Source organism: Bacillus sp. FSL W7-1360, assembly GCF_038592975.1.
GTDB classification, from domain to species: Bacteria; Bacillota; Bacilli; order Bacillales; family Bacillaceae_D; genus Shouchella; species Shouchella lonarensis.
Map to the genome: position 1 here is coordinate 513,219 of NZ_CP151950.1, position 26,128 is coordinate 539,346.

Here is a 26,128-nt window from a genome sequence, read left to right on the forward strand (position 1 = left end):
AACACGAGGTGACTTTCATGGAGCGAAAATATGGTCTCATTGGTCACCCAGTTAGCCATAGTTTAAGTCCGCAAATGCATGCTGCTGCATATCAGTCGTTACATTTAGATGCGACGTATGAAGCAATGGATGTGCCCCCTGTGCAACTAAAAGCAATGTTGCATAAGGTACGAGCGGGAAATATAGATGGACTAAATGTGACCTTACCTCACAAAGTGGCTGTTCTGCCATACCTTGACGAGCTTGATGAAGATGCGCACGCGATTGGGGCAGTCAATACGATTGTACGCTGTGGTCATCGTTTGATTGGAAAGAATACTGATGGGACAGGTTATATGACCGCTTTACTGGCACATGTCGATGCAAGAAAACTCGCTTGTGCAAATGTGCTTGTCATTGGCGCGGGCGGTGCAGCGAGGGCGATCGTGTATGCGTTATGTAAGCATGGTGTCGGTTACGTGACGGTCGCCAATCGTACGCTTACACGTGCACAACAGCTTGTTGCTCATTTTCCGCAGTGGCCAGTTAAAGCAGCACCACTCTTACAAGTCGAAGAGGATTTATCTCCTTATGATGTGTTGATTCAGACGACTTCAGTTGGGATGACCCCCCATGTGAGAGAAATCCCATTATCTCTTGAGACGTTGGCTCAGCATACGTTTGTGAGTGAAATCATTTATCATCCGATTGAGACAGCATTAATAAAAACAGCTAAAGCACGTGGGAACAAAACAAGTCCAGGTATTGGCATGTTTGTCGAGCAAGCCGCGCTGTCTATTTATTATTGGACACAGCGATGGCCTGATCGTGTGCCAATGACTGAGACAGTATTAAAATTAACGAAGTGAATAAAGGGTGTTTCCAGAGGTGAACGTTTGAAAATTTGCCTGTTGGCGACTGAATTCATTATTTCGGGATCGGAGCATGTCCATGTTAACGAAAAAGCAAAAACGATTTTTACGTGCACAATCTCATCACATGCAGCCAATTTTCCAAGTGGGGAAAGCTGGCGTGGGCGAGCAAATGATTCGGCAAATAAACGAAGCATTAGAAGCACGAGAATTAATTAAAATAACGGTATTGCAAAACTGTATGATGGATCAAGAAGATGTTGTCGAAGCATTATTAGAAGGGACAGCATCATACATTGTGCAAGTGATTGGGCACACCATTGTTTTATATAAGCGTGCGCAAAAGCAACCGAAGATCATGTTGCCAGAATCATAAGGAAAGGTTGCGTGTATCATGTTAAAGCGAGTCGGTTTACTTGGTGGGACATTTGATCCACCCCATATCGGACACTTTTTAATTGCCCAAGAAGCACTCCATGCATGTGAATTAGATGAGGTTTGGTTTATTCCTGTGCAGACGCCGCCACATAAAGAAAGAGACACGTTGACAAGTGGGGAAGATCGCGTGGCAATGCTCGCAGCAGGGATTGAAGATGAGCCGCGGTTTGCGATTAAAGATATTGAATTAAGACGTGAAGGAAAGTCCTACACAATAGACACAGTGCGTGAATTAAAGGTATTACATCCTGAGACAGCTTTCTTTTTTATTATTGGTGGCGATATGGTGGAGACCCTTTCATCATGGCGACACATTGATGAATTACGCACGCTTGTGACGTTTGTAGCGTTTGTACGTCCGGGTGCACAAATCGATCGTACAGAAGCAAATGTGGACGTGGTGGATTTTGAAGCGTGGCCGATTTCCTCAACGATGATTCGAACACGTCTCAAGCACGGTCGACCCATTCAATATTTCGTGCCTTTTGGTGTGGCCCGCACGATAGAGGAGCGACATTTATATGTTGATGACGATTGAAGAAGCGTTCGCACATGTACGCCCACATCTTTCCCCGCCTCGCTATACCCATACACTTGGTGTACACGAAGTGAGCATCACACTGGCGAAACGCTATGGTGCGGACATACAAAAATGTGAGCTCGCAGCCATTTTACATGATATTTGTAAAGAGCACGACGTTCGTGATATGAGACAAACAGTGACCGAGGTGTTAAAAGAACCGCATTGGGCACAGTATGGAGACGAATTACTTCATGCCCCGTGTGGCGCACATTATGTGCAACATCATTTGGGGATTTGTGATAACGACATTTTAGCAGCAATTAAATCGCATACAACAGGACGAGCCCATATGAGTATAGTGGAAAAAGTTGTTTTTGTTGCTGATTATATTGAGCCCAATCGTGCATTTCCAGGTGTAGAAAAGGCGCGCCTGCTTGCAGAAGAAAGCCTAGACAGCGCGTGTTTATATGCTTTACAACAAACAATGACTTTCTTATTACAGAAAGAAGTGCCGATTCATCCAGAGACGGTTTGTGCATACCACGCGTTTTTAAAAAGAAAGGGGCGTTCAACCATTGAATGAACAGTTGAAATTAGCGGTAAAAGCGATTGATGATAAGCGAGCCGAGCAAATGGTGGCTTTAAATGTGCAAGGGATTTCACCAGTAGCAGATTATTTTGTCATTTGTCACGGCAATTCTGAAAAACAAGTGCAAGCGATTGCCCATGAATTAAAAAAATGTGCGCAAGAAGCAAATATTGAATTGAAGCGTCTGGAAGGTTATGACCAAGCGCGCTGGGTACTTGTTGATATAGGTGATATTGTCGTACATGTATTTCATAAAGATGAGCGGACATATTACAACTTGGAAAAGTTGTGGGGCGACGCACCGCGCGTTGATGTAGGGGAGATTTTGTCCTCATGTTAAAACCAGGAATGATGGTGACATTGCCGGTTGTTCGTGTCGCAGCATTTGGCTATTTTTTGAGTAACGGGACAGAAGACATCCTACTGCATAATCGTGAGGCGACTACGACGCTAATGCCTGAGGATGAGGTTACTGTCTTTTTATATCATGACCATGACAACCGTTTATCAGCAACGATGGTAGAGCCGATTATTAAAAATGACGAGATCGGTTGGTTAACCGTTGTTGGTGTGAAGCCACACCACGGTGTGTTTGTTCATAACGGGGTTTCCCGAGATTTGTTTGTATCTATAGATGAGCTACCTACTGAACGTGAAGCGTGGCCTGCTGTTGGAGATCGTCTTTTTTGTTCATTGACATGGGATAAAAAAGGTCGGTTAATGGGGCGCCTTGTGAAAGGAGCACCGGTCATGTCGCAAGCTATCTCGGCAGACGAGACGTGGCTTGGACGTGAAGTAACGGGAACGATTTATCATTTTCTTGAAGAAGGAGCGGCACTGTTCATTGAAGACGGTCCGATTGCTTTTTTACATCGCGATGAAGCGCTCGGTATGCCACGTTTGGGACAAGCCATCACCGGTCGCGTGCAATTCGTTCGTGAAGATGGTCGCGTCAATGTGACAGCACGTCCATTGCGAACAGAACAGCAAAAAACGGATGCCAACCGAATTTTGCACGTATTGCAAGAACGGAGCGGTCGTATGCCTTATGGTGACAAATCGACGCCAGATGTAATTGTGAGTCGGTTTCAAATGAGCAAATCAGCATTTAAGCGTGCGCTTGGGAAGTTGATGAAGGAAGGCAAAATTGAGCAACGAGATGGCTGGACATATTTACGAGATTCTTCGACGAAAAAGTGAATGCTGGGGGGTGCTTTCCGTTGAGTTATACGTATTTTCCAGCTTGGTATGATCGGCTTATGAGCCATGTACCGTATGATGATTGGCTTCGTCTTGTTGAAAAGGTAGTGGAGGAGCAGAGTGGACGACGAATGAAAACGATCCTTGACGTCGGTTGTGGAACCGGGGCGTTGTTGTTACTCATGCATGAAAAAGGTTGGCAACCTGTTGGTGTCGATCTCTCCCCTGAAATGTTATCCATTGCACATGATAAACTAATTCGTTCTGGGTACAAACCGCAATTGTACGAAGCTAATATGAGTTTGCTGCCAGCATTAGGTCATTTTGATGTGATCACGGTCTTTTGTGACTCACTTAATTATTTACCAGACGAAGATGCTGTCAAACAAGCATTTGCCCGATTTTTTGCGTCATTACAGCCGGGTGGGGTGTTGTTATTCGATGTGCATTCGCCTGAGAAGATGAGAAAGTTTCCTGGGCTCACTTTTGCAGATGCGAGTGAGGATGTCTCTTACATTTGGCAGTCGTTTTCAGATGAAGGGCCATTAAGCGTCGTGCATGAGCTGACGTTTTTTGTTCAAGACGAGACGGGGATGTATGTTCGATTTGAGGAAGTACATGAAGAGCGGACATTTCTCGTATCTCAGTATGAGCAGTGGCTTTATGAAACGGGTTTTTCTGAGGTAGTCGTGACAGCCGATTTCACAGAAGCAGCACCGACAGAACATAGTGAGCGACTTTTTTTCAAATGTATAAAAAAATAGCAGGATTTCTGTCAGAGGATGTAGAAAGAAGACAAGGGAGGAGGAACCTTGTCTTCTTTCACTGATACGTCAGTCTTTCTGTTAGATGCTTTTTCTCTTCCTCATATTTTTCATGTGTCCGTTGAAATAGTATGTCAAACCCATCTCCTAGCGCTTGACTGAGCGCGGCAATCCCTTCCCCTGTAATGCCACCAGGCACGCATACCCGCTCTTGTAGTGCGGGCAATGTGTAATGTCCTTCTTCAAGTAATTTCCCAAGCCCAATTAACATCGATGTGGTTAATGCAGTCGCTTTCTCTTCTGAGATATGCGTTTGGCTGCATGCGCCTTCAATTAATCGTTGTGCAAGAAAACTAAAAAAGGCGGGACCACAACTAATAATGTCTGAAGAGACACGCGTAATATTTTCTTCAATGACGAGCGGTGTGGATATTTTTGACATGAATGTGTATACGTCGTGTTTGTCACTCGTTGTGCAGCGTTCACCGAAACTCATCAACGTCGCTCCCGCTTGGGCACGGTTCAAAATTGTTGGGATGACGCGGCATGTTTTGCACGGTAAAGCACTATCAAGTGCGGCAGTGGAAATGGGACTTGTGATCGAGATTGCAAGTTGTTCAGCTCGGACGAGCGGTGCCATTTTTTGGAACAATCCTGGCATATCTTTTGGTTTGACACAAAGAAATAACCAGTCACTTTGGGCAATACAAGTGGCAATATGTTTCGTCACAGTTATATTGGGATAACGATCTTGTATAGCGTAGGCCTTTTCTGTCGTTCTGTTTGTAATAACAATGTTTTCCTCTTTCAATGTTCCTGAGGCAAGGAATGTTTCAATTAGCATGCTACCCATGCTACCTGTACCAATAAAACCGATCTTCATAGGATCCCCCCCTTTTCTTTTTTCCTTTATTAAACGTATGCAAGGTGTGTCTTTCATCATTCACTATAGAGAAAATTTTTTCGGGATGAAGTGAATTTTTAAAGGTGACAGGAGGATGAGTCGATATGAAAAAATACATGCAACATCGGCAGTTGTTGCTCATTGGTGGTGGCGGGTTTCTCATCGTCATTGTGTTGGTGACCGCTTATATGTTTACACGTGACGGTGCTGCAGATGCAGATGTACATTGGGAGGCGCTTGAACTTGATGAGGAACAAGAAGTGAAAGAACAAGTGACTACGGATGATGTCATGATCGTTGATGTAAAAGGTGCGGTTGTCTCACCTGGTGTGTATGAAGTGAATGAAGGGAGTCGGGTGCATGAAGTGCTTGACAAAGCAGGTGGTTTGACAGAGGACGCAAAGGAGACGGCGATCAATTTAGCGTTACGCGTTCATGATGAAATGGTTGTGTATGTGCCAACAGAAGGAGAAGAGATGGATGCCAATATTGGAACGGGCATGGAGGTGAGTGGTGAGGAATCGTTGAATTTGAACACAGCGACAGTTGATGAGTTAACGACATTGCAAGGGATAGGCCCCGCACGAGCTGAAGCCATTGTTGCTTACCGAGAGGAGCACGGACCCTTTGAATCGGTAGAAGCGCTTACAAATGTAAGTGGCATTGGCGCAAAATCATTAGAAGTGATCATCGACAAGATTCGTGTGCATTGACGAAGTTGCAATATTTTTTTACAATTTCATGGAGAGGTCGAAAGGAGATATAAAGTGATGGAGCGTATTTCTTGGGATCATTATTTTATGGCACAAAGTCATTTGTTAGCTTGGCGGAGCACGTGCCCACGTTTAAAAGTAGGCGCGACGATCGTGCGCGATAAACGCGTGATTGCCGGTGGATATAATGGTTCTGTTTCCGGGAGCGATCATTGTATAGACAAAGGTTGCTACGTTGTAGATGGTCATTGTATTCGAACGGTGCATGCAGAAATGAATGCGTTGTTACAATGTGCAAAGTTGGGGGTAGCAACAGAGGGAGCAGAAATCTATATTACTCATTTCCCGTGTGTCCATTGTACGAAAGCACTCATTCAAGCGGGCATTGCAAAAGTATACTATGCAACTGATTATAAAAATCATCCCTATGCAGAATCGCTATTCACCGAGGCGGGGATCGTTTGTAACGCTGTTGAGTGGGATCCGTGTGTCCTTGATCAACACTTTCGAGAAAAGCTAACGCTTGCAACATCATTGTTGCAAGAGTTAGAGACGCTTGGTGCAAGTGAAGAGACGCTTGCCTCATATACTGAGAAAACGAAGGCGCTATATTTTCAGACGTTAAACTAGTGGTAGTGTGACCATCATGAACATATGGATGCTGACCGCTTTCGTCGCAATGGCTGCCGTTCTTATTGTTTTACAGCAACGTGTCGATGTCGCGATTGTTTTTATTCTCATCGTGGTGGTAGGCATATGTTGCCGTTCACGAGGGAAACGTTTGTACCTTGCAATGTGGTTATTCCTCGTGTATGTTGTTTTTACGAGCAGTACATGGTTGCACGATCGCAACAATGTGAGCAAGCTAACGGGAATGGAAGAGCACTTTACATTCACTGTGGCGGATCGATTTCATGTCGATGGTGATCGCTTGCAAGGGGTCGTACGAACAACTGGAGGCGAGCGACTCATGTTGCGGATGCGCCTTATGGAGAAGGAACAGCAACGTCTCTCTTCGTTGTATTTGCCTGGTTCTCATTGTGAGGCAACAGGTGTGCTTATCCGTCCGAATGAGGCACGTAATTTTTATGCTTTTGATTATCGCACATATTTATATATGCAAAAAATCCATTGGCAATGGCAAGTTGAACCGCAAGCGATGACGTGTACATCGGGTGACCTCTTGGATAAGGGGTGGTATCTTTTAGCATCTTGGCGGACAATGATGATTGAGACGATTGTATCAGATTTCCCCAGTGAGCTGAAAGGGATGGTACTGGCACTTACGTTTGGCGAGCGGCGTTATATTGAAGGCGTCCTACTTGATGCTTATGCTGAGCTAGGCATCATCCATTTACTTGCCATTTCTGAGTTGCACGTAGGACTTATTAGTGCAGTCATGTATGCTTTTTTGTTACGTGTCGGGATGACACGTGAGCGGGCGCAAATATTCATGTTATGTTTACTGCCAGTGTTTGCAATGTTGACAGGTGCTTCTCCACCAGTTGTTCGTGCGTCTGCGATGGCATTCGTTATCTTCTTGTGCATCCGTCTACGCTTGCGTACGCACCCGTTATACGGTATTATGGCAATTTTCTTTGCGTATTTACTCATAGACCCGTATCAATTGTTACAATTAGGGTTTCAACTTTCTTTCATCGTCTCTTTCACCCTTTTATTTGCAGCAAAAACGATTCAAACACGGTATAAAAGTAGTCTTGCTCGTCTTTTTGTTGTTTCAACGATCGCCCAATTGGTTGGTTTACCACTCATCTTCTACCACTTTTTTGAATGGTCTGCATTAAGTTTGCTTTTAAACCTCGTTTATATTCCGTTGATCTCATTGTTTGTTTTGCCAGTCTCCATCCTCGCAGTCGTGCTTTTCTTTCTGTTTCCTTCACTTCCAAATATAGCCGTTTTTTTGCTCGAATCAGTTGTGCCATACGTGCATCATGTTGTTTTTGCATTGCAAAAGTCATCGCTCTTTACATTCGTTCTTGGCAAACCTCATCCATTGCTGCTTGTTTGTATGTATGGTGCCAGCTACTTTTTACTCGTGTCATGGGAAAGGCGCCATCGTTTGTGGTCGCTTTCTGTCATACCACTATGCTTAGTCATCAGTATAAAATGGTTGATGCCTTATATGAATCCAAATGCAGAAATGACGATGATCGACGTTGGACAAGGTGATAGTTTTGTCATTGAAGCGCCCTTTCGCCGTCATGTGACCGTTATTGATACGGGTGGGACGATGTCGTTTTCCGAAGAGGATTGGCAACGCCGGCAACGTTCTTTTGATACGGGCAAGGATCAAGTAAGTGCATATCTGAAAGCGAAAGGTGTGAAAACGGTTGATCGATTGGTGTTAACCCATGGACATGATGATCATATGGGTGGAGCGAAAGGTCTGATTGCAGAGATGAATGTTCGTGAAGTGGTTTATCCGGCGGTTGCACATGAGCAGGAGAAGGAGCAAGTATTATTTGCTGATATACAGCAACGAGGTATTCCTGTCCGCTTTGTTCAAGAAGGAGATAAGCTCGTTTCCAGCGGACAAGTCATGCATGTTTTAGGTCCGCCTTCTGATGTTGAGTTAGGATTGAATGATGGTTCTGTCGTACTTTTTATGAAGATTGAAGGGGTATCTTTTCTGTTCACGGGTGATATTGAAGAAGAAGGAGAAAGGGTGATATTGGAACAATTCCCGAATCTGACAGCAACAATTTTAAAAGTTGCGCATCATGGTAGCCGCACATCGACGTCAGAAGCGTGGTTAAACGAAGTGAACCCAAAAGTTGCGCTCGTCTCAGCAGGTGTGAACAACCGTTTTGGTCATCCACATCCTGAAGTGGTTTCTCGCCTTCATGAAGCAGCCGTTCCACTATACCGGACAGATGAGCACGGGATGGTCGTGCTTAAACTGCGGGATCGCGCGATTGTAGCGATTGAGAGCAAATTCTCATCTGTAGACAAAAAAAGCCGCACCAGATAAGGTGCGGTGTACAATCCATTCTTTATTTAAAGTAGCTTGCCACGTCGACAACGTTGGCGATAATGAAAATAAGCGCAAAGAATGAAAAGGAGACGACAAAGCCAAGGACAGATGGAACAAAGTCATTTGATTTATCCTGGACGTCTTTTTCAAATTCGTTCATGTCACATTCCTCCTTCTTTCGTTGAAAACATTATGTTATGTAATACGCCAATTACTTATAGTATAGCCCAATTATGCGCAAATGAAAAGAGATGATCTGCAAATGCACAATATCGTGCACGTTGCATACGATGTTAGCAAGGCATCCCGCTTTTAGAAAGAGCACCTAGGATCTTGCTAAAAGCGTTTATTTATAGATGTCTGTATAACGAGGGCGCACGCTTGATGGTGCGCCCTTGTTTTAATTCGAGGAGTTAAGTTACAATGAATGTATACAGGCGTCATGTTTGGGAGGGGCAGTCAATTTCTGGTGCGAACCCGAGGTGCACATGAAATCCCTGGGGGGTTCGCACCACGAAATAGGTGTATTTGTGGATAATTTAGTGATATTATCAAGATTCTTCCTGTTATGTCGTGACATTTAAAGTATTTTAGTCCAAAAAAAGGTATTTATAGCGCTTTTTTCGGGCTAAATCGCTGTCGCACCCTACTTGGGTGCGTGGATTGAAATCTTTTAACAGTAGCATGTAAGTTGTTTATCATTGTCGCACCCTACTTGGGTGCGTGGATTGAAATTTGGATTCAATGCAACCTCGTTACGATCAACATGTCGCACCCTACTTGGGTGCGTGGATTTGAAATCAAGTGCCGTCTAGCTCCTGTGCGATAGCAGTGCAATCACACCGAGTCTCAGTCTCAAATGATTTATGATAGGATGTCATCTATATTTTGTTCTTCGTGGACTATTTTACATAATGTATACGACAGATAGAGAAAAATAAACGAATAGGGGAAGAGATCATGAAGCTATTAAAAAAAATGAGACAAACGGGACCAGAGCCCATCTACTTGCTGCATGGAACCGAAACATTTTTAGTGGAGCAATTTTTACAAGCAGTACGCGAAGTATTGTTTCAAGATGAAGATAGCAGCATGAATGAGGTGTCGTTGCGACTTGCAGATATGCCGCTGCATGAAGTGATCGAGGAGGCACGAACGTTACCCTTCTTTGCAGAGAAAAAGCTTGTTATTGTTCATGACTTTTACATCGTCACAAGTCAAAAAGTGACGACACCGTTTGAGCATGATGTATCAGTGTTTGAGGCGTATATGTCTTCCCCAACGCCAGGAGTGACGCTTGTACTTATTGCGCCGTATGAAAAATTAGACGATCGAAAGAAGATAACGAAGTGCTTAAAAAAAGGTGCTGCGCTTGAAAATGTAAACCCACTGTCAGAACAAGGTGTACATGCATGGATACAACAGCAATTACAGACACAAGACATGGAAATTGAAGCGGAAGCCATTTCACAATTGTTTCGACGTGTCGGTACAAACTTGACGTTGCTTGACCAAGAACTGAAAAAATGTGCACTTTATGTTTGTGAATCGGGCACAATCACATCGGGAACAGTCGCAGAACTTGTCGCTGAAACGGTTGAGCAAAGCGTTTTTACATTAGTCGAACATGTCGTAAATGGTCGCACGGGTGAGGCGGTTGCGCTATATGCACAACTGCTTAAACAAAAAGAAGAACCACTCGTCATTTTAACGTTGCTTGCGCGGCAGTTTCGGATCTTTTTTCAAGTGAAGATACGACTTTCACAAGGATATACACAAAAAGATATTGCTTCACAATTGAAGTTGCATCCATACGTGGTGAAGTTAGCCATACCGCACGCAAAATCAATGTCGCGCGAGGTTGGTGCAAAGGCATTAACACTCATTGCTGATACCGATTATGCGATTAAAACAGGGAAACAAGAAAAAAGGATTGCAGTTGAGTGGGTATTGTTGCAGCTTGGGGAGGTACAAGCGGTGAAGGTATGAGTGTATATCAAGCAAGCCTTTCCGAGGTCTCATGTGTTGAATAAAAAAGATGAGATATGATCCTACGTAAGTGCAATATTTTTGCATTGATAGGGTCATTTTTTGTATAAATGGATCTTTCATTCAACTACTTGTTATTGTTGGAAACGGAATGATAACCTATTCATCAGTCATTCTTATTACATATATCGACCTATTTTCTTTTATTATGACAGCTCAAAAAGTTGTTCACTAGTGCGATAGCGTGATAGGAATACGTTTTGAAAATACATTAACAAAAACTTAAAAAATGATTGTCGAAATGTGACTATTTTTTATTGTTGACGGAATGAATGTTGCTGTTTATGATAATGAACAAGAACAGAACGTAAAGATTTGACTGTTCGAATGGGTCGTTTGTAATAGACATATTTTGTGTAATTGGACAAAGTTGTCCCCAAATCGAGCGTGGATAAAAGGTTTATGTGTGATATTCTGTAATTTGAACAGGGGAGATCATCAATGAGCGTACTATTCAGCGAGGAACAGATGTGTTTTCGACAAGAGTTGAAAGACTTTTTTAGCAGTCAATCTATTCAAGATAAATTGATCGAAGTGAGAAAAAACAAAGACTATGATCCCCGAGAAATTTACGAGGAAATGGGGAAGAGAGGCTATTTAGCAGCGAATTGGTCTGCTCAATATGGCGGTTTAGGGAAATCATGGATGGAGACAGCAATTGTAGCTGAAGAAATGTCTTTACACGGGATACCTGAAGCACTTCAAGTCATCTCCATTCAAATTGTCGGGAACTTGCTTTGGTTGGAAGCGACCGAGCAACAAAAAAAGCGGTATTTACCTCTTCTAGCGAAAGGTGAGGCATATGCAAGTGTGCTATATACTGAACCGCAGGCAGGATCGGATTTAGGTTCTCTTGAGACGTATGCGGAGCCGCTCGATGATCATCGTTATGCCATTTATGGGACGAAAGTTTATAGTATGAAGACGCATTTAAGTGATTATGGATTATGTGCTGCACGTACGACTACAGGGAAATCTAAATATGATGGCATGACGCTTTTTATGGTTCCTTTATTTGGTGAAGGAGTGGATGTTCGTCCGATTCCAAGTATGGGAGACGAATCTTTTTATGAAGTCACTTTAAATGGTGCCACTGTCACTGAGGCAGAGATCATTGGAGAGAAAGACCACGGTTGGTCGTTAATTAATAAAGCGTTAGCAGTTGAACGAACAGGTTTAGATTATTATATACGTGCATTACGTTGGTTGAATTTGTTGCCTGAATTCTCTCAGACTCATTGTAAGATCGCCCGTGTAGAACAAACAAAATTAGCAAGTAAAGTTGAAAATGCGCGCTTGTTGACGTATCGTGTGTTGCGTCAATTAGATGAAAGCGGCGAAGTTGATGAGAAGTTGACGTTGATTTCAAAGTGGTATGCGAGTGAGTTAGCAAATGAGGTCGTTGATTTTGGGATGAAGACAGGCGGATTTGCCAGTACATTACGTGATGCTGAAAAAGAAAGTTTAGAAGCGGCTTACCGAGAAGCCCCGGGATTAACAATTTCTGCGGGTAGTTCGGAAATGATGATGGAAGCGCTCACACAACTGGTGCTAATTTCAAAAGAATAAGGAAGTGAAAAGATGCAGTTTGTCGCTGATCCGCTAATGGAAGAATTGCAAAAGGCAATGCGTTTCACTTTAAGTCAAACGCAGCAAGATGGTAAGTGGGAGGATTTGATTCAAAAAGGGTTGCTTGGGTTTGAAGTCCCAGTCGAGCAGGGGGGATACGGCTTTGGGATGAAGGCAACAGTTGCTGGCTGTGAAGAATTAGGTACATTTGGTTGCACATCATTATGTATCGATTGGATGACAGCAATAGATGCTGTGAAGACGTTGAAGCCAACGCTGGATGGTAATTTATTATCTTCTGCAATGGATGGTCGAACGAAAGTAGGCTTTCAACTTGTTTCCGACTCACGTATGCAAGTGAAACATACAGAAAAAACCCCCGTGCTTCATGGAAGTGGACACTTCATGCACACCCCTAACATGGATGGATGGGTAATAGCAGCAAAACAAAATGAGATGTGGCTCATTGCTTATATGCCTGCTGGCAGCTTTAAAAATTTGCGCGAGCGACATAACATTGCCGATGTTGATGCAAAAGAAATGGACTTGCTTGAAGCAATCATTGATCAAAAATATTTGTTAGCGGAAGTTGCAGCGCATGATGAGCAATGGCAGCAGCTATTTAGTCGTCTTTATTTGAGACAGTCTGCCTACTTGTTAGGACTAGCAAAAGGTGCACATAAAGAAGCAGTGAGATATGCAAATATGAGAAAGCAATTTGATAAAAGGTTGATTGAGAATCAAGTGGTCAGTAATCAACTGGCACACATGTATGGCGAGATAGAAGCAATTTCTACAAAGCTCTCGTACACAGCATGGCTCCATGATTCAGACGCGTCATTGACCGAGCGTGTCCTATACGCAACCGAACTGCTTGCGAGTGTCGGAGAACTCGTGTTGCAAGTAACAAAAAAATGCCTTCATCTTCACGGGGCATACGGACTAACAGCGCGTGCGCCAATTCAAAAATATTATCGACTAGCGGCTTTTGAAGCAGTACGATTAGGGACACCCGTTTCTTTATGGATGGATGCAAACGAGATGCGGACACGTCATTCAATCGTCAATCATTTGTAAAGAGGGGGAGTTGCCATGTTCTTATCGGATCAAATTGTCAAGTTACCAGAAGAAAAGCGGGGACGCTTATTAAATTGGATGAAAGAAGCAATGGCTCAAACCTCTCCACAGGAACGATGGGTCAAGCGTTTACAACAGTGGCCAGCAATAGACATTCCAGAAGTATATAAAGTGAAGGACGAGCGCACCGAGATGCAGCTGCGTGACTTCCGGAAAGAGATTTCTGCCACGTCTTTTGTGCAGATGCAAGCGTGGGCTCGCCAACAAAATGTGGAGATCGCACAAGTTCTTCTAGCATGTTTACAGACAATGTTGGTATATGTGACAGGAGAGGAAAACGTTGCGCTCAGTGTGCAAAAAGAAGAGAAAGTCGTTTTGTTTCCAACCAATTGCTCAAATGACCGATCGTTCTCAGAGAAGCTTGTGCAATTAAATGAAGGATGGAACGATGCGTGCACTGATACGATTGAAATGGCGCAATTGAAGAGCCTTTGCGACCAAATAAAAAAGGACTCCTTAGGCGTCGTCTGTCAAACAAATTTGGTAAAAAAAATAACGTGGACGCCTGACACATTTTTCTGGGATATCGGCTTTTCCTTCAGTATAGGTGTTGTGCCTGAAGTGGTTGTCCAGTATCGGTCTACTCGCTACTCAGAACATACGATTCGTCAATTAGTAAGTTGTTTAGAGGTTGTCATTGAAAAGGTAGTGGCAAGCCCTAGCCAACGATTATCTGCGTGCTGTTTATTAGATGAAGTGTCGTATGAACAGTTGACCGAGGTGTGGCCAGTAGGTCCCAACAGAGAAGTGCCAGCGAATCACCTTGTACAGCAATGGTTAAAAACAGCACAGCAATATGCGGATCGCCCCGCCCTGACGATGGAAGATGAACAATTGACGTATCGTGAGGTAGAGATGAAAGCATTGCAATTGGCGCACTACTTTCAAACGAGGGGTGTTTCAAAAGGAGACCGCATCGGAATTTATTTGCCACGCTCTGTAGATATGGTTGTGGCTGTATTAAGCACGCTCATCGTTGGCGGGACGTACGTTCCTTTAGATCCGACTTATCCTAAAGATCGGTTACATTATATGATCAATGATGCCCATGTAACGTATTTAGTGACAGAAAGCACTTTACCTACTTTAGAAAGCAACGGGGTCACAATTGTGTCGTTAGATTTGGAAGCGGATGACATTGCATCTTCATTAACTGAACCGATGACAACAGAGATTCTCCCGACTGATTGGGCATATATCATTTACACATCGGGGAGTACAGGAGAGCCAAAGGGCGTGCCAATTTGTCATCGTTCGGTTGTGAACTTTATTTATTCAATTACGGAAAATTATGAGATGACGAAAGAGGATCGCATTCTCCAATTTGCATCTTTAAGTTTTGACGTATCGGTGTTTGATATCTTTTCTGCGTTGCTCAATGGGGCAGAGCTTGTGATTGCGAGTGACATGGACCGGCGCATCCCGCAACAATTAGCTGACCTTATGATGCAGCGCCAAGTGACAGTAGCAGAATTGCCACCAGCCATATTGCCGTTATTAGATGCTAAAAAGCTCCCTCATTTGCGGTTAATTTCTGTCGGAGGAGAAATGTTTCCCGGGAAATTAGTAGAAAATTGGGCAACGCCAACGAGAAGGTTCATGAATGGATATGGTCCGACAGAAACGACTGTCGCTGTCACCGTGTTTGAATGTAGCGGATCGTGGGCAAAAACACCGCCGATTGGTAGACCGATTGCAAATCATCAAGCATACGTGTTGAATGAACATGCGCAACCAGTACCGATTGGCTCCCCTGGGGAACTATGCATCTCAGGTGTGGGGTTGTCAGACGGTTATCTGAATGCACCTGACAAAACAGCGGAGCGGTTTATTGATCACCCGTTTCAAGTTGGTGCGCGTTTGTACCGAACTGGCGACTTGGTCAGGTGGCTCCCGGACGGGAATTTAGAGATATTAGGGAGAACGGACCGACAAGTAAAAATCCGCGGATTCCGAATTGAGTTAGGAGAAATTGAGTCGGTTTTACTAGATCACCCAGCTATATTGGAGGTAGCAGTTGATGTAATTCAAACGAAGGAAGACGATAAGTATATTGCTGCATATGTGATCCTTGATCCACACGTTGAACCGGATCCTACTGCGTATCGAGCGTTTTTAGAGGCACACTTGCCAAAACATATGGTTCCTACAAAATGGGTTCAGGTAAAAGAAATCCCACTGACACCAAACGGCAAGTTAGATAGACAAGCGCTCTCAGTGAAACAAGAAGGAACCGTGTTGGAATCTCATGAAGCATTTACTGAACCAGTCTCTGAAACAGAAGCAAAGATCGCAAAAGAGGTATTTGCGTTTTTACTTGACTTACCACGTGCAGGGACGGAAGACAACTTCTTTGACTTGGGAGGAAATTCCTTGCAAGCAACCAAAGTGGTGTCGCTCGTAAAAGACTTATTTGGTGTCGAGATTGGTCTCATCGAATTTTTTCAGAAGCCGACAGTGAAAGGCTTGTCGCAATTAGTGACGGCGCACCAAACGGTTAAGGATCAAAAACGGTCTGATCTTTTACAAATGATTGATCAGATGCAAGCGGGCGAACCACGCTTTTTGAAAATTGATAAGCAGACGAATCCACGTTTTCGACTCGTTTGTTTCCATTATGCAGGTGGAAGTTCGTATGTTTTTAAGCAATGGCAGCAACATGTTGCACCGGAAGGAGAAGTCATTTTGGTGGAACTGCCAGGACATGGTGTACGGATTCAGGAACCATGTTTAGAAAGCGCCGAGGAAATCGCAGCACAGCTTGTACCTGAGCTAACACCTCTATTTGATGTACCTGTAGCTTTGTTAGGTCATAGCATGGGCGCATTGGTTGCGTTTGAAACGAGTTGCCAGTTAGTAAAAAAAGACTTGATCCCAGCGCATTTATTTGTTGCAGCAAGTAGAGCGCCGCAACGACCACCGAAAACGGGCATTAGTCAGTTTCGAGATGATATTGCATTTTTAAATGCATTGAAACAGTTTGGTGGGTTACCCGAAGAGGTCATGACGAACCATGATTTATTACAAGTGATGATTCCAGCGATAAGAGCAGACGTAAAAGTGTCTGAAACGTACTCATTTCATGGAGAGCAGCAGTTAAATGTGCCATTTTCTATCTTCGGGGCAACTACGGACCACTTAACAGAAGAAGAGTTACGCGCTTGGGGTGAATTGACAACAGCTTCTGTGGATGTACAAATGTTTGACGGAGATCATTTTTTTCTTCAACAACAGGAACAAAAGATGGCTACGTTTGTTGCGAATAAGGTTATCAACCAATTGAAAGTGAAAGGGGAATCATGATATGCCGCTTAATGTGTTAGCAACTGGGGAGCAAGAAAACACGAAAGAAGCGCAAGCGTTATTGAAGAAAATTGCCCGTGATCCAGAGGCGAAAAAAAAGATTCAAACGACGCCAGCGTTGTATGACTCTCTGCTTGTTGCTGCAAAAAGATATATTTCCGGGGAAAAGCGGGAAGAGGGAATAGAGAAAGCGAAGCAGCTCGTTTCCGACGGTTATCGTGTGTCATTGGAGCTGTTGGGCGAAGACATGACTGAGGCGTCACAATGCATTGACGCGAAAGAGGAATTTTGTGCACTGATCCGGGAGATCGGTAAGCACCCTGAATTACATGGGGCGGTTGTTTCTTTTGATTTGTCTCAAATCGGTTTGTTGGTCGATCAAATGTTAACGGAGCAGCATCTACTTGAGATGGCACGCTTGGCAAAAGAAAATCAAAGTGTTTTAATGATTAGTATGGAGAATTCTCGTGCAACAGATACAATTTTAGCGCTTTACGGTAAGGCAGCGTCATTGTTTCCTGAAAACGTTGGCATCACCATTCAAGCATATTTAAAGCGGACACCAGAAGACTTGCTGCAATTGTTACAATATCCCGGGAAAATCCGCATTGTCAAAGGGGTATACAATGAGCCGGCAGAAATTAGTATCCCGCGCTCAGATCGCTTGAATGAACGATTTGTGGAATTGGTGACCCGTGCTGTGGATGCCGAGCACAAAATATCGATTGCGACACATGATGAGCATATTCTCAGTAAGTTGGAGGAGCAAGGTTACTTGACATGTGATCATGTAGAGGTAGAGATGTTGTATGGTGTGAGACCAAATCTTTTAAAATCTCTTAAAGAACAAGGTTGCAATGCCCGTGTGTATGTGACTTATGGAATGGATTGGCACCTGCACTTCTTTCATCGGTTAGCGGAATATCCACCGAATGTGTATGCCGCACTCGAAGATATGTTTAATCCAGCACGTGTGGAGGAAAATTTTTATTAAACGAAACCCCTGTTAATCAAAAAATAGATTAGCAGGGGATTATCGTTGGCGAATGTTGCATGAGATGAAATAAAAAGGGGATGTTTGTTTGTCTATTTGGTTACGTATGGTTTTAGTGGCACTTTTTTGGGCTGGTTTATATCCGATTGGACATATCACCGTTGACGCGATTCATCCAATTGTCGTTGCTTTTTACCGTTTTTTATTGACATCACTTTGTCTTGTTCCATTATTAATGATGTCCAAAAAAGATTCTTGGAAGATTCAAAAGCAAGAGTGGGTGCCTCTCCTCCTTTTAGGACTGACAGGAATCTTTTTATACAATGGGCTGTTCTTTATGGGACTGCAAGCGGCAGGAGCGGTAAAATCGGCGGTCATTATTGCGTTTATCCCGATCGTGACGTCGATTTTGGCAAGAATCTTTTATAAAGATGTATTTACACCCAAGAAAATAATCGGGATTTTGCTGTCTCTTGCAGGTGTGATTCTTGTTGTAACAGAAGGAAACTTGATGAGCATTTTTCAATTGACTCCGGGAGATATATGGCTATTAAGCGCTGTCGTTGTTTTCTCTGTTTACGCATTGTTAGGGAAAAGATTTATGATCACGATGAGTCCATTGAAAACGACAACGTATGCGACTGTGTTTGGCACGATTTTGTTTGTTCCACTTGTGCTATGGATTGGACTCCCAGCAGTGACGGGGATTACGATGATGCAATGGTCTGCGCTATTATACATGGCTTTCTTTGCGACAGTAATCGCTTTTGTTTGGTGGAATAAAGGTGTGGCAGAGTTAGGTCCAGGGACGACAGCGATTTTTCTAAATTTAGTGCCCGTCTTTACGTTGTTTCTCTCACTTTTTTTTGGAGACACAATTTACTGGGTGCACGTGGTCGGGACAATATTGGTTTTTGCCGGGGTTCGGTTGACAACACAACAACAAGCGGCCAAGAAGGCATCACCTTTACCACCTACATCTGTTGTAGGGAAAAGAAATATTCAATAACTGCACCTCACTTACTCTTTTCTGTCAGGAGATGATAAAAAAAGCTCTTTTATTAACATTAACTAAAAAATAGTTTAATTATTTATATCTTAATGTTAATATGAAGGTGAGAATGTGGTTTGACACTACATTTATCATCACTGAAAAAGGAGCGGCTGTGTATGAAGAACATAAAGGTCTTAGCAATGTTGATGATGATGTTTTCTGCAATTTGCACTTTAGGTAGTACTTCAGAAGTGGGGGCAATGTCGATGCAGACGATCAAGGAGCAATCAGAAACACAGAATATTACTGCCCCGCGATCGATTATGCATCGGGAGACACGGTATTATTCCACTTTTATGTACCCGAATGAGTGGAGCATTCCTTTTTCGATTTATGTTACGGAGTATAAGCACCAGTACATGAAATCGTATTCTGGTTCAATATCCCGTGGGCATACGTACCAATTAGGTAGTCAGTGGGTAGTAGAATATTGGGGCACTTTGTATTGTAATAACTGTTGGTAAAACAATATTGAAATAGATGTTCTTTCCCTCCTTAGATTAAGGAGGGTTTTATTTTGCGAACAAAATAAAAAAAGACCATGAGACTGTGTCCATGATCTTCAACGAGTCTTATTCAGCAGTCAAACCGTTTAACTTTTTCGCTAGGCGAGATTTTTGACGGGATGCGGCATTTTTATGGATAAGACCTTTTGTTGCGCTTTTATCAAGTTTTTTCGTTGCAACAGTAAATGTTGTTTTTGCTTCTTCAACATTCCCAGCTTCAACGGCAACTTCAAAGTTTTTTACTGCGGTACGAAGCGCTGATTTTTGTGACATATTTTGCATCCGACGCTTTTCGTTTGTTTTCACACGTTTAATTGCAGATTTAATGTTTGGCATTTGTTTCACCTCCTGGGTAAATGGCGCGGTCAATTTCGCACCGTTCACGAACACTAGTACATCAACGTACGACAATCTGCATTTTACCAAATCTACGCGGTAAATGCAATACACTGAGGGAAATAACCTTCGATGCAATGATACATGTTTTTCTCTGTTGGTGGGACGATAAATGTAGCGAACGGATAAGGAGCGATCAATCATGGCAAATATCGATTTAAAAGCTTATCAAATTCGAACTGATTTAGCGTTAGAGGCGCAAGAGATGGTGCAGGAAACGGATCGTGCAACAGGCGCAAAGGAAACAAATGATGTAAATGTTGAAGAAGAGACGATAGAAGGTGTGAAATTAACGCGGGTGACAATTGGGAAATCGGGTGCAGAACGGTTACAAAAACCAGCGGGTCATTACTTGACGTTAGAAGCGCAAGGGATACGAAAACAGGATACACCATTACAAGAAAACATCGAACGCGTTTTTGCGCGTCAATTTGCAAAATTTTTAAGTGAGGCAGGCATTGCAAAGGATGCCACTTGTCTAGTCGTTGGTCTTGGGAATTGGAATGTAACGCCAGACGCGCTCGGACCAATGGTGGTCGAAGATTTGCTTGTGACGCGTCATTTATTTAAATTGGCACCGGAGGAAGTCGAAGAAGGGTACCGCCCTGTCAGTGCGTTGACGCCTGGCGTGATGGGAATTACCGGGATTGAGACGAGTGATGTCGTGTTCGGGGTCGTAAAAGAAACAAAACCCGATTTTGTGATTGTCATTGATGCACTCGCAGCTCGCTCACTTGATCGTGTTAATACAACTATTCAAATTGCTGATACGGGCATCCACCCAGGGAGTGGGGTTGGGAATAACCGAAAAGCAATGAACAAAGAAACATTGGGCGTGCCAGTTATTGCGATTGGTATTCCGACCGTCGTTGATGCGGTAACAATTACGTCTGATGCGATTGACTACGTACTGAAGCATCTAGGACGAGAAATGAAGGAAGGAGACCAGCCGGCGAAACGGCTTGCACCGGCAGGGATGACATTTGGTGAGAAGCGGATATTAACAGAAGAAGATTTACCTGACGAGAAAGAACGGTCAGCCATTTTAGGCATGGTAGGGACGTTAGAAGAAACAGAAAAACGTCAGTTGATTCGGGAAGTGTTGGCGCCACTTGGGCATAACTTGATGGTTACGCCAAAGGAAATTGATGTATTTATTGAAGACATGGCGCATGTCGTTGCCGGTGGGTTAAATGCGGCGTTGCATGGAAAAATTGATCAAGAGAATGTTGGGGCGTATACACGATAATACAGAAAGCGGAATTCAGTCACCGGAGGTCAGAGTCCTTAGATCTTGTGGCTGCGTCCCTGATCATAAAACTAAATATTTTATACATCTTCACTTCTGTCCTCATGCTTTTGTAAGGGGGCAGATTTTTTTGTTCTAAAAGTGTGACTGGTACATACGTATAGCAAGAAGAAGGACAAGTAGAGGGGGTGTGACCTTTGCGTCATGGCATGCGCTTTGTGACCGTGTTAGTCATTGCAATGATGACGTTATTTTTATGTACAAGCATGATTGTAGCATTAGGACCACAACATTATTTGTCCTCAAGTACGTTAAAGAATTGGACAAGTGGATTAAAAGGAGAGCATTTCTTACAATGGATGAGCACAGAAAACCGCATGTTTGCTCATGGGTTGCCTGAAGAAGCAGAGACGTTGTCGCTTGGACAAGTGTTATTCCAAATGACAACCAGCATTAATACAGATGATCCACGGAGCCTACTTGGACGAGAATTGCCTGGTTTTTCATTATTTGATACGAAGATTCATATAGCGGGTGAAGGAACAGATTATACAAATTTACCAATTGAATCACCGCCACCAGATGATTTATTGGCATCTGATCGTGAAGCGACGAAACAAGCGTTGGAAAAAAAGAAAGCATTAGAGGAGGAAGGGAAAAACAAAGCATCACTTGATCAAGAGACGCCAACCGTATATATTGGTGCATCACACACGTATGAGTCTTTTTTCCCAGAATTAGAGCTTGATGATGGAACAGTTGCTGATAATGCGACACACCGGGAAATTAATATTACGATGACTGCCGAACGATTAAAGCAAGCATTGGCAAAGCATGGCATCGCTGCGCAAGTAGAACAACAAGATGTGCAAGCAACACTTGTAGAACGTGGATTAAATTACCGCGAATCTTATAATGTTGCAAGAGAGTTTATTCAAGCGGCGAAAGAAGAAAATAAGGAACTTCATTTCTTTTTTGATCTGCATCGTGATTCCGTTGGGCGTGAAATGACAACGACAGAAATAAATGGCGACACGTACGCGCGCACCTTTTTCGTTGTCGGGACAAATTATGCTGATTATGCACCAAATTTAGCGGTGGCAGAATCGCTACACAATATGTTAGAAGAACAGTATCCAACGTTAAGCCGAGGTGTGTTTACAAAAGGTGGTGCGAATACAAATGGAAAGTTCAACCAAGACCTTGCGGAAAATTCAATTTTGATGGAAGTTGGCGGGGTTGATAATTCGTTAGAAGAGACGTACCGAGCAGTCGAGGCAGTAGCGGAAGTGTTTGCAGAGTATTACGCGCAGCAATTTGAGGGGGGCTCATAGTGGGGAAATGGTTGAAACGGCTGGGGGGAATGATACTCATTTCCATGATCGGAGTGATGTTAGGGGTGCAGTGGATGAGTGAACAATATGGTTTATCGCAACCTGAACCGCTGCAATTGGCAGACAAAGGAGAAAAACATTCGTCTAAAACGACAGAAAGAAAAAAAGAATCGGAACGCCCACATGTACCGCAAACAGAAGGTGTCACAAACGTGGTGTCTGAGTTAGGGCAAGTGACTGCCAAAGGATCGCAGTCAGTAGTGAGAAGTGGGTTAGAGCGTATTGTTGGAGCGATCCAAAAAGGATTGTCGAAGGAATAGAAAAGAGATCATGAGCCATTACTGCGCCCTCCACAACACGACAATTTGCTAGAAAAACTGATCGCTTATTGAAGCTTGCGTCTCACCTTGCTATAATAGAAAATAGTGTCTATGTACGTTATTTTAGGGGTGAGCGAAGTAAGATGAATAATGAGCAGCGGGTCGCGCGGCAATCGAGAATCCGAAACTTTTCGATTATCGCTCACATTGACCATGGAAAATCCACACTTGCCGACCGTATTTTGGAGCGGACAGGTGCATTAACAGACAGAGAAATGAAAGACCAAACGCTTGATGCAATGGATTTAGAACGCGAGCGTGGGATTACAATTAAATTAAATGCTGTTCAGCTGCAGTATCAAGCAAAAGACGGAGAGACGTATATTTTCCATTTAATTGATACGCCTGGGCATGTCGATTTTACGTATGAGGTTTCACGTAGTTTGGCAGCATGCGAAGGGGCGCTATTAATTGTGGATAGTGCGCAAGGAATTGAAGCGCAAACGTTAGCAAATGTGTATTTGGCGCTTGATAATGAACTAGAAATCTTGCCAGTCATTAATAAAATTGATTTGCCAAGTGCGGAGCCTGAACGAGTAAAACGGGAAGTTGAAGAGGTCATCGGTTTAGATGCGTCTGATGCAGTGCTTGCGTCCGCGAAGAATGGCATTGGCATCGAAGAAATATTGGAGCAAGTTGTCCAAAAAGTGCCTGCGCCACAAGGGGACCCAGAAGCGCCACTAAAAGCATTAATTTTTGACTCTTTATATGATCCCTATCGTGGTGTAGTTGCCTACATTCGAATTGTAGAGGGCACTGTGCGTCCAGGACAAAAGATTAAAATGATGCAAACAGGCAAAGTCTTTGAAGTGAGTGAAGTCGGTGTGTTCACACCAAAAGTGGTCAAATGTGATGAATTGACCGTCGGTGATGTAGGTTTTTTAACAGCAGCGATTAAAAATGTCGGCGACTCACGTGTCGGTGACACCATTACAAGCGCTGTTGGGGGTGCAACAGCGCCGTTGCCGGGGTATCGGCGGATGAATCCGATGGTTTATTGTGGTCTTTATCCAATTGACACAAATGAATATAACGATTTACGTGAAGCACTGGAGCGATTAGAATTAAATGATGCATCATTGCAATATGAGCCGGAGACATCGCAAGCATTAGGATTTGGCTTCCGTTGTGGGTTTTTAGGATTGTTGCATATGGAGATTATTCAAGAGCGAATTGAGCGCGAGTTTAATATCTCTTTAATTACGACAGCGCCATCGGTGATTTATCATGTCACATTAACCGATGGAGAGGATGTCAAAATTGATAACCCGTCTAATATGCCTGACGCACAAAAGATTGATCATATTGAAGAGCCGTATGTCAAGTCAACGGTCATGGTGCCAAACGATTACGTTGGCGCGGTGATGGAACTTTGTCAAAAGAAACGCGGTGTCTTTGTTGATATGCAATATTTAGACGAGTTACGGGTACAAATTATATATGATATCCCGCTATCTGAAATTGTGTACGACTTTTTTGATCAGTTGAAGTCGAATACAAAAGGGTATGCATCTTTTGACTATGAATTAATTGGATACCGGACATCGAAACTCGTCAAAATGGATATTTTATTAAATGGGGAAAAGGTAGACGCCCTTTCAATTATTGTGCACCGTGATTCAGCTTATGACCGTGGGAAAGCGATTGTTGAGAAATTAAAAGAACTGATCCCACGTCAACAGTTTGAAGTACCAGTTCAAGCAAGTATTGGCACAAAAATTATTGCGCGTTCCACAATTAAAGCGATGCGAAAAAATGTCCTCGCAAAGTGCTATGGTGGCGACATTTCTCGAAAGCGAAAGCTACTTGAAAAACAAAAAGAAGGAAAAAAGCGAATGAAAGCGGTCGGGAATGTTGAAGTACCACAAGAGGCTTTTATGGCTGTGTTACGAATGGACGAAGATTAAAAGAAATAGGGCGCGCTATGACAAAAATGTGTTGTAGAGGCGCTCCTTTCATGCTGAGAGGAGAATGTCTATTGGGTCAATCTATCTATGTCCATATCCCATTTTGTGCGCATATTTGTCACTACTGTGACTTTAATAAAGTGTTTTTAGAAAATCAGCCGGTAGAGGCATATTTGGATGCACTCATTGAAGAAATGCGTGTACTGCGTGAGCGACAAGGAGACGTTCCAGTAAGAACAGTTTATATTGGTGGTGGTACACCAACGGCTTTAACGAGTTTCCAGCTTGCACGTTTGCTTGAGAAGATGCATATGTTGTTTTCTGTACAGGGTGTTGAGGAATGGACAGTAGAGGTAAACCCTGATAGCGCTGATCGTGAGAAGCTGGCTGTGCTGCATGAACATGGGGTGAATCGCTTGAGCATTGGCGCCCAAACGTTTACACCGGCATTATTGCAAGAAATAGGGCGCTCACATTCTCCAAAAAGTGTGAAACGAGCAGTGGAAACGGCAAGAAGTGTCGGGTTTACGAATGTGTCACTCGATCTTATGTTGGGTTTGCCGAACCAAACGGAAGCGGACTTTTCCGACTCACTTGAGCAAGCGCTCGCTCTTGGCGTTGAGCACATTTCTGCCTATGCGTTAAAAGTGGAGCCAAAGACAATATTTTTTAACCGCCAGAAAAAAGGTACACTCCCTTTGCCGCCAGAAGAGACAGATGTTGCGATGTATCATGACCTGCAACGGAAAACACGTGCCGCAGGATTGGTGCAGTATGAAATTAGTAATTTTGGTAAAAGTGGATATGAAAGCAAGCATAACCTCGTTTATTGGAATAATGAAGAATATGATGGGGTTGGTGCGGGTGCTTCTGGTTATGAACAAGGTGTTCGTTACCAAAATATTGCCCCGATCCAGCAATATATTGATGCTGTATGGGAAAAGGGCGTGCCGCGTTTACAGACGCATCGTGTCACACGAGTAGAAAAGTTAGAAGAGGCTGCTTTTCTCGGTTTGCGCAAACGCGAAGGCATTTGTAAAGCAGATTTTGCGCAGGCGTACGGTGAGCCATTTACAACGCTTTTTAGGGAGCCGGTCATGACAGGCATTCAAAAAGGATTGCTTGAAGAAACGCATAGCCACATCCGATTAAGTGAGGATGGTTTACTGTTAGGGAATGAAGCTTTCTCTTTATTCATTGCTTCTTTAGAGGACGTAGATGAATAAATTAAAATTTAAGTGCGTTTTTCAATTGACAAATTATGAGCTATTTG

General features: G+C 43.4%; 25 protein-coding genes. 22 read left to right on the forward strand and 3 right to left on the reverse strand.

Features of this window, described 5'->3' with window-relative positions; genetic code table 11:
* Window positions 1-17 precede the first annotated feature (17 nt).
* The 7 genes from aroE to NSQ26_RS02600 all read left to right on the forward strand — a co-directional run bounded on the left by aroE (window position 18) and on the right by NSQ26_RS02600 (window position 4,365).
* Window positions 18-848 carry a shikimate dehydrogenase gene (gene aroE / locus NSQ26_RS02570; RefSeq protein ID WP_499719039.1) on the forward strand — a complete coding sequence of 277 codons (831 nt, stop codon included), beginning with the start codon at window positions 18-20 and terminating at the stop codon, window positions 846-848.
* 82 nt (window positions 849-930) lie between these two features.
* Window positions 931-1,227, forward strand: a complete 297-nt coding sequence (gene yhbY, locus NSQ26_RS02575; RefSeq protein ID WP_499719040.1) for a ribosome assembly RNA-binding protein YhbY — start codon at window positions 931-933, stop codon at window positions 1,225-1,227.
* Window positions 1,228-1,245: 18 nt separating this feature from the next.
* Entirely contained in the window at window positions 1,246-1,827 is a 582-nt protein-coding gene (locus NSQ26_RS02580; RefSeq protein WP_499719041.1) for a nicotinate-nucleotide adenylyltransferase, read from the forward strand.
* Entirely contained in the window at window positions 1,811-2,395 is a 585-nt protein-coding gene (gene yqeK / locus NSQ26_RS02585) for a bis(5'-nucleosyl)-tetraphosphatase (symmetrical) YqeK (protein ID WP_499719042.1), read from the forward strand. The genes NSQ26_RS02580 and yqeK overlap by 17 nt, the downstream gene beginning before the upstream one ends.
* The gene (rsfS, locus tag NSQ26_RS02590) at window positions 2,388-2,741 is read left to right on the forward strand and encodes a ribosome silencing factor (protein WP_090775846.1); all 354 of its coding nucleotides are present in this window, start codon (window positions 2,388-2,390) and stop codon (window positions 2,739-2,741) included. Before yqeK ends, rsfS begins: the two co-directional genes overlap by 8 nt.
* A complete protein-coding gene (locus tag NSQ26_RS02595; RefSeq protein ID WP_090775847.1) occupies window positions 2,735-3,601 on the forward strand; it encodes a CvfB family protein in 867 nt (288 codons plus the stop codon). Before rsfS ends, NSQ26_RS02595 begins: the two co-directional genes overlap by 7 nt.
* Before the next feature lie 20 nt (window positions 3,602-3,621).
* Window positions 3,622-4,365 carry a class I SAM-dependent DNA methyltransferase gene (locus NSQ26_RS02600; RefSeq protein WP_499719043.1) on the forward strand — a complete coding sequence of 248 codons (744 nt, stop codon included), beginning with the start codon at window positions 3,622-3,624 and terminating at the stop codon, window positions 4,363-4,365.
* Between the two features lie 58 nt (window positions 4,366-4,423).
* Here the strand turns inward: NSQ26_RS02600 and comER are convergent, their stop codons facing one another.
* Window positions 4,424-5,248, reverse strand: a complete 825-nt coding sequence (gene comER / locus NSQ26_RS02605) for a late competence protein ComER (protein WP_090775848.1) — start codon at window positions 5,246-5,248, stop codon at window positions 4,424-4,426.
* A gap of 125 nt (window positions 5,249-5,373) precedes the next feature.
* On the opposite strand from comER, the gene NSQ26_RS02610 reads away from it, so the two are divergent.
* From NSQ26_RS02610 to NSQ26_RS02620, 3 genes are read left to right on the forward strand one after another with little or no spacing between them, the layout of a single operon-like run.
* The gene (locus tag NSQ26_RS02610; protein ID WP_245701176.1) at window positions 5,374-5,982 is read left to right on the forward strand and encodes a helix-hairpin-helix domain-containing protein; all 609 of its coding nucleotides are present in this window, start codon (window positions 5,374-5,376) and stop codon (window positions 5,980-5,982) included.
* A gap of 57 nt (window positions 5,983-6,039) precedes the next feature.
* Window positions 6,040-6,612, forward strand: a complete 573-nt coding sequence (locus NSQ26_RS02615; protein ID WP_499719044.1) for a ComE operon protein 2 — start codon at window positions 6,040-6,042, stop codon at window positions 6,610-6,612.
* Window positions 6,613-6,628: 16 nt separating this feature from the next.
* Window positions 6,629-8,974 (forward strand): DNA internalization-related competence protein ComEC/Rec2, encoded by a 2,346-nt coding sequence (locus NSQ26_RS02620; RefSeq protein WP_499719045.1) that lies wholly within the window; start codon window positions 6,629-6,631, stop codon window positions 8,972-8,974.
* A gap of 22 nt (window positions 8,975-8,996) precedes the next feature.
* Here NSQ26_RS02620 and NSQ26_RS02625 read toward each other — a convergent pair whose 3' ends face one another.
* The gene (locus NSQ26_RS02625) at window positions 8,997-9,137 is read right to left on the reverse strand and encodes a YqzM family protein (protein ID WP_090775851.1); all 141 of its coding nucleotides are present in this window, start codon (window positions 9,135-9,137) and stop codon (window positions 8,997-8,999) included.
* An 800-nt stretch (window positions 9,138-9,937) separates the two neighbouring features.
* Here NSQ26_RS02625 and holA point away from each other — a divergent pair.
* The 7 genes from holA (at window position 9,938) to NSQ26_RS02660 (ending at window position 19,547) form a co-directional block, all read left to right on the forward strand.
* Window positions 9,938-10,966 carry a DNA polymerase III subunit delta gene (holA, locus tag NSQ26_RS02630; protein ID WP_499719046.1) on the forward strand — a complete coding sequence of 343 codons (1,029 nt, stop codon included), beginning with the start codon at window positions 9,938-9,940 and terminating at the stop codon, window positions 10,964-10,966.
* A gap of 501 nt (window positions 10,967-11,467) precedes the next feature.
* The gene (locus tag NSQ26_RS02635) at window positions 11,468-12,595 is read left to right on the forward strand and encodes an acyl-CoA dehydrogenase family protein (protein WP_499719047.1); all 1,128 of its coding nucleotides are present in this window, start codon (window positions 11,468-11,470) and stop codon (window positions 12,593-12,595) included.
* Window positions 12,596-12,607: 12 nt separating this feature from the next.
* Complete coding sequence (locus NSQ26_RS02640; RefSeq protein ID WP_090775854.1) at window positions 12,608-13,672, forward strand: acyl-CoA dehydrogenase family protein; 1,065 nt, start codon at window positions 12,608-12,610, stop codon at window positions 13,670-13,672.
* A 15-nt stretch (window positions 13,673-13,687) separates the two neighbouring features.
* Window positions 13,688-17,035 carry an amino acid adenylation domain-containing protein gene (locus NSQ26_RS02645; RefSeq protein ID WP_499719048.1) on the forward strand — a complete coding sequence of 1,116 codons (3,348 nt, stop codon included), beginning with the start codon at window positions 13,688-13,690 and terminating at the stop codon, window positions 17,033-17,035.
* A gap of 1 nt (window position 17,036) precedes the next feature.
* Entirely contained in the window at window positions 17,037-18,029 is a 993-nt protein-coding gene (locus NSQ26_RS02650; protein ID WP_499719049.1) for a proline dehydrogenase family protein, read from the forward strand.
* Window positions 18,030-18,117: 88 nt separating this feature from the next.
* Window positions 18,118-19,038: a DMT family transporter gene (locus NSQ26_RS02655; RefSeq protein ID WP_499719050.1), complete on the forward strand. Its 921-nt coding sequence runs from the start codon at window positions 18,118-18,120 to the stop codon at window positions 19,036-19,038.
* Window positions 19,039-19,199: 161 nt separating this feature from the next.
* Entirely contained in the window at window positions 19,200-19,547 is a 348-nt protein-coding gene (locus NSQ26_RS02660) for a hypothetical protein (protein ID WP_499719051.1), read from the forward strand.
* Window positions 19,548-19,655: 108 nt separating this feature from the next.
* On the opposite strand, the gene rpsT is transcribed toward NSQ26_RS02660, so the two are convergent.
* Window positions 19,656-19,925 carry a 30S ribosomal protein S20 gene (rpsT, locus tag NSQ26_RS02665; RefSeq protein ID WP_090775859.1) on the reverse strand — a complete coding sequence of 90 codons (270 nt, stop codon included), beginning with the start codon at window positions 19,923-19,925 and terminating at the stop codon, window positions 19,656-19,658.
* 199 nt (window positions 19,926-20,124) lie between these two features.
* On the opposite strand from rpsT, the gene gpr reads away from it, so the two are divergent.
* From gpr to hemW, 5 genes are all read left to right on the forward strand, one after another.
* Window positions 20,125-21,234: a GPR endopeptidase gene (gene gpr, locus NSQ26_RS02670; RefSeq protein ID WP_499719967.1), complete on the forward strand. Its 1,110-nt coding sequence runs from the start codon at window positions 20,125-20,127 to the stop codon at window positions 21,232-21,234.
* 197 nt (window positions 21,235-21,431) lie between these two features.
* A complete protein-coding gene (locus tag NSQ26_RS02675; protein WP_499719052.1) occupies window positions 21,432-22,568 on the forward strand; it encodes a stage II sporulation protein P in 1,137 nt (378 codons plus the stop codon).
* Window positions 22,568-22,888 carry a hypothetical protein gene (locus tag NSQ26_RS02680; protein WP_090775861.1) on the forward strand — a complete coding sequence of 107 codons (321 nt, stop codon included), beginning with the start codon at window positions 22,568-22,570 and terminating at the stop codon, window positions 22,886-22,888. Before NSQ26_RS02675 ends, NSQ26_RS02680 begins: the two co-directional genes overlap by 1 nt.
* Before the next feature lie 143 nt (window positions 22,889-23,031).
* Complete coding sequence (gene lepA / locus NSQ26_RS02685) at window positions 23,032-24,855, forward strand: translation elongation factor 4 (protein WP_499719053.1); 1,824 nt, start codon at window positions 23,032-23,034, stop codon at window positions 24,853-24,855.
* A 71-nt stretch (window positions 24,856-24,926) separates the two neighbouring features.
* The gene (gene hemW / locus NSQ26_RS02690) at window positions 24,927-26,081 is read left to right on the forward strand and encodes a radical SAM family heme chaperone HemW (protein WP_499719054.1); all 1,155 of its coding nucleotides are present in this window, start codon (window positions 24,927-24,929) and stop codon (window positions 26,079-26,081) included.
* The last annotated feature ends 47 nt before the right edge of the window (window positions 26,082-26,128 follow it).

What these genes read in the sequence shown, in the direction of transcription:
- rpsT (WP_090775859.1), bottom strand. Translation starts at nt 19,925, where the DNA reads ATGCCAAACATTAAATCTGCAATTAAACGTGTGAAAACAAACGAAAAG.
- aroE (WP_499719039.1), top strand. Translation starts at nt 18, where the DNA reads ATGGAGCGAAAATATGGTCTCATTGGTCACCCAGTTAGCCATAGTTTA.
- yqeK (WP_499719042.1), top strand. Translation starts at nt 1,811, where the DNA reads ATGTTGATGACGATTGAAGAAGCGTTCGCACATGTACGCCCACATCTT.
- yhbY (WP_499719040.1), top strand. Translation starts at nt 931, where the DNA reads ATGTTAACGAAAAAGCAAAAACGATTTTTACGTGCACAATCTCATCAC.
- comER (WP_090775848.1), bottom strand. Translation starts at nt 5,248, where the DNA reads ATGAAGATCGGTTTTATTGGTACAGGTAGCATGGGTAGCATGCTAATT.
- NSQ26_RS02635 (WP_499719047.1), top strand. Translation starts at nt 11,468, where the DNA reads ATGAGCGTACTATTCAGCGAGGAACAGATGTGTTTTCGACAAGAGTTG.
- NSQ26_RS02650 (WP_499719049.1), top strand. Translation starts at nt 17,037, where the DNA reads ATGCCGCTTAATGTGTTAGCAACTGGGGAGCAAGAAAACACGAAAGAA.
- NSQ26_RS02640 (WP_090775854.1), top strand. Translation starts at nt 12,608, where the DNA reads ATGCAGTTTGTCGCTGATCCGCTAATGGAAGAATTGCAAAAGGCAATG.
- NSQ26_RS02615 (WP_499719044.1), top strand. Translation starts at nt 6,040, where the DNA reads ATGGAGCGTATTTCTTGGGATCATTATTTTATGGCACAAAGTCATTTG.
- NSQ26_RS02625 (WP_090775851.1), bottom strand. Translation starts at nt 9,137, where the DNA reads ATGAACGAATTTGAAAAAGACGTCCAGGATAAATCAAATGACTTTGTT.
- holA (WP_499719046.1), top strand. Translation starts at nt 9,938, where the DNA reads ATGAAGCTATTAAAAAAAATGAGACAAACGGGACCAGAGCCCATCTAC.
- NSQ26_RS02660 (WP_499719051.1), top strand. Translation starts at nt 19,200, where the DNA reads ATGAAGAACATAAAGGTCTTAGCAATGTTGATGATGATGTTTTCTGCA.
- NSQ26_RS02580 (WP_499719041.1), top strand. Translation starts at nt 1,246, where the DNA reads ATGTTAAAGCGAGTCGGTTTACTTGGTGGGACATTTGATCCACCCCAT.
- NSQ26_RS02595 (WP_090775847.1), top strand. Translation starts at nt 2,735, where the DNA reads ATGTTAAAACCAGGAATGATGGTGACATTGCCGGTTGTTCGTGTCGCA.
- NSQ26_RS02620 (WP_499719045.1), top strand. Translation starts at nt 6,629, where the DNA reads ATGAACATATGGATGCTGACCGCTTTCGTCGCAATGGCTGCCGTTCTT.
- lepA (WP_499719053.1), top strand. Translation starts at nt 23,032, where the DNA reads ATGAATAATGAGCAGCGGGTCGCGCGGCAATCGAGAATCCGAAACTTT.
- NSQ26_RS02645 (WP_499719048.1), top strand. Translation starts at nt 13,688, where the DNA reads ATGTTCTTATCGGATCAAATTGTCAAGTTACCAGAAGAAAAGCGGGGA.
- NSQ26_RS02610 (WP_245701176.1), top strand. Translation starts at nt 5,374, where the DNA reads ATGAAAAAATACATGCAACATCGGCAGTTGTTGCTCATTGGTGGTGGC.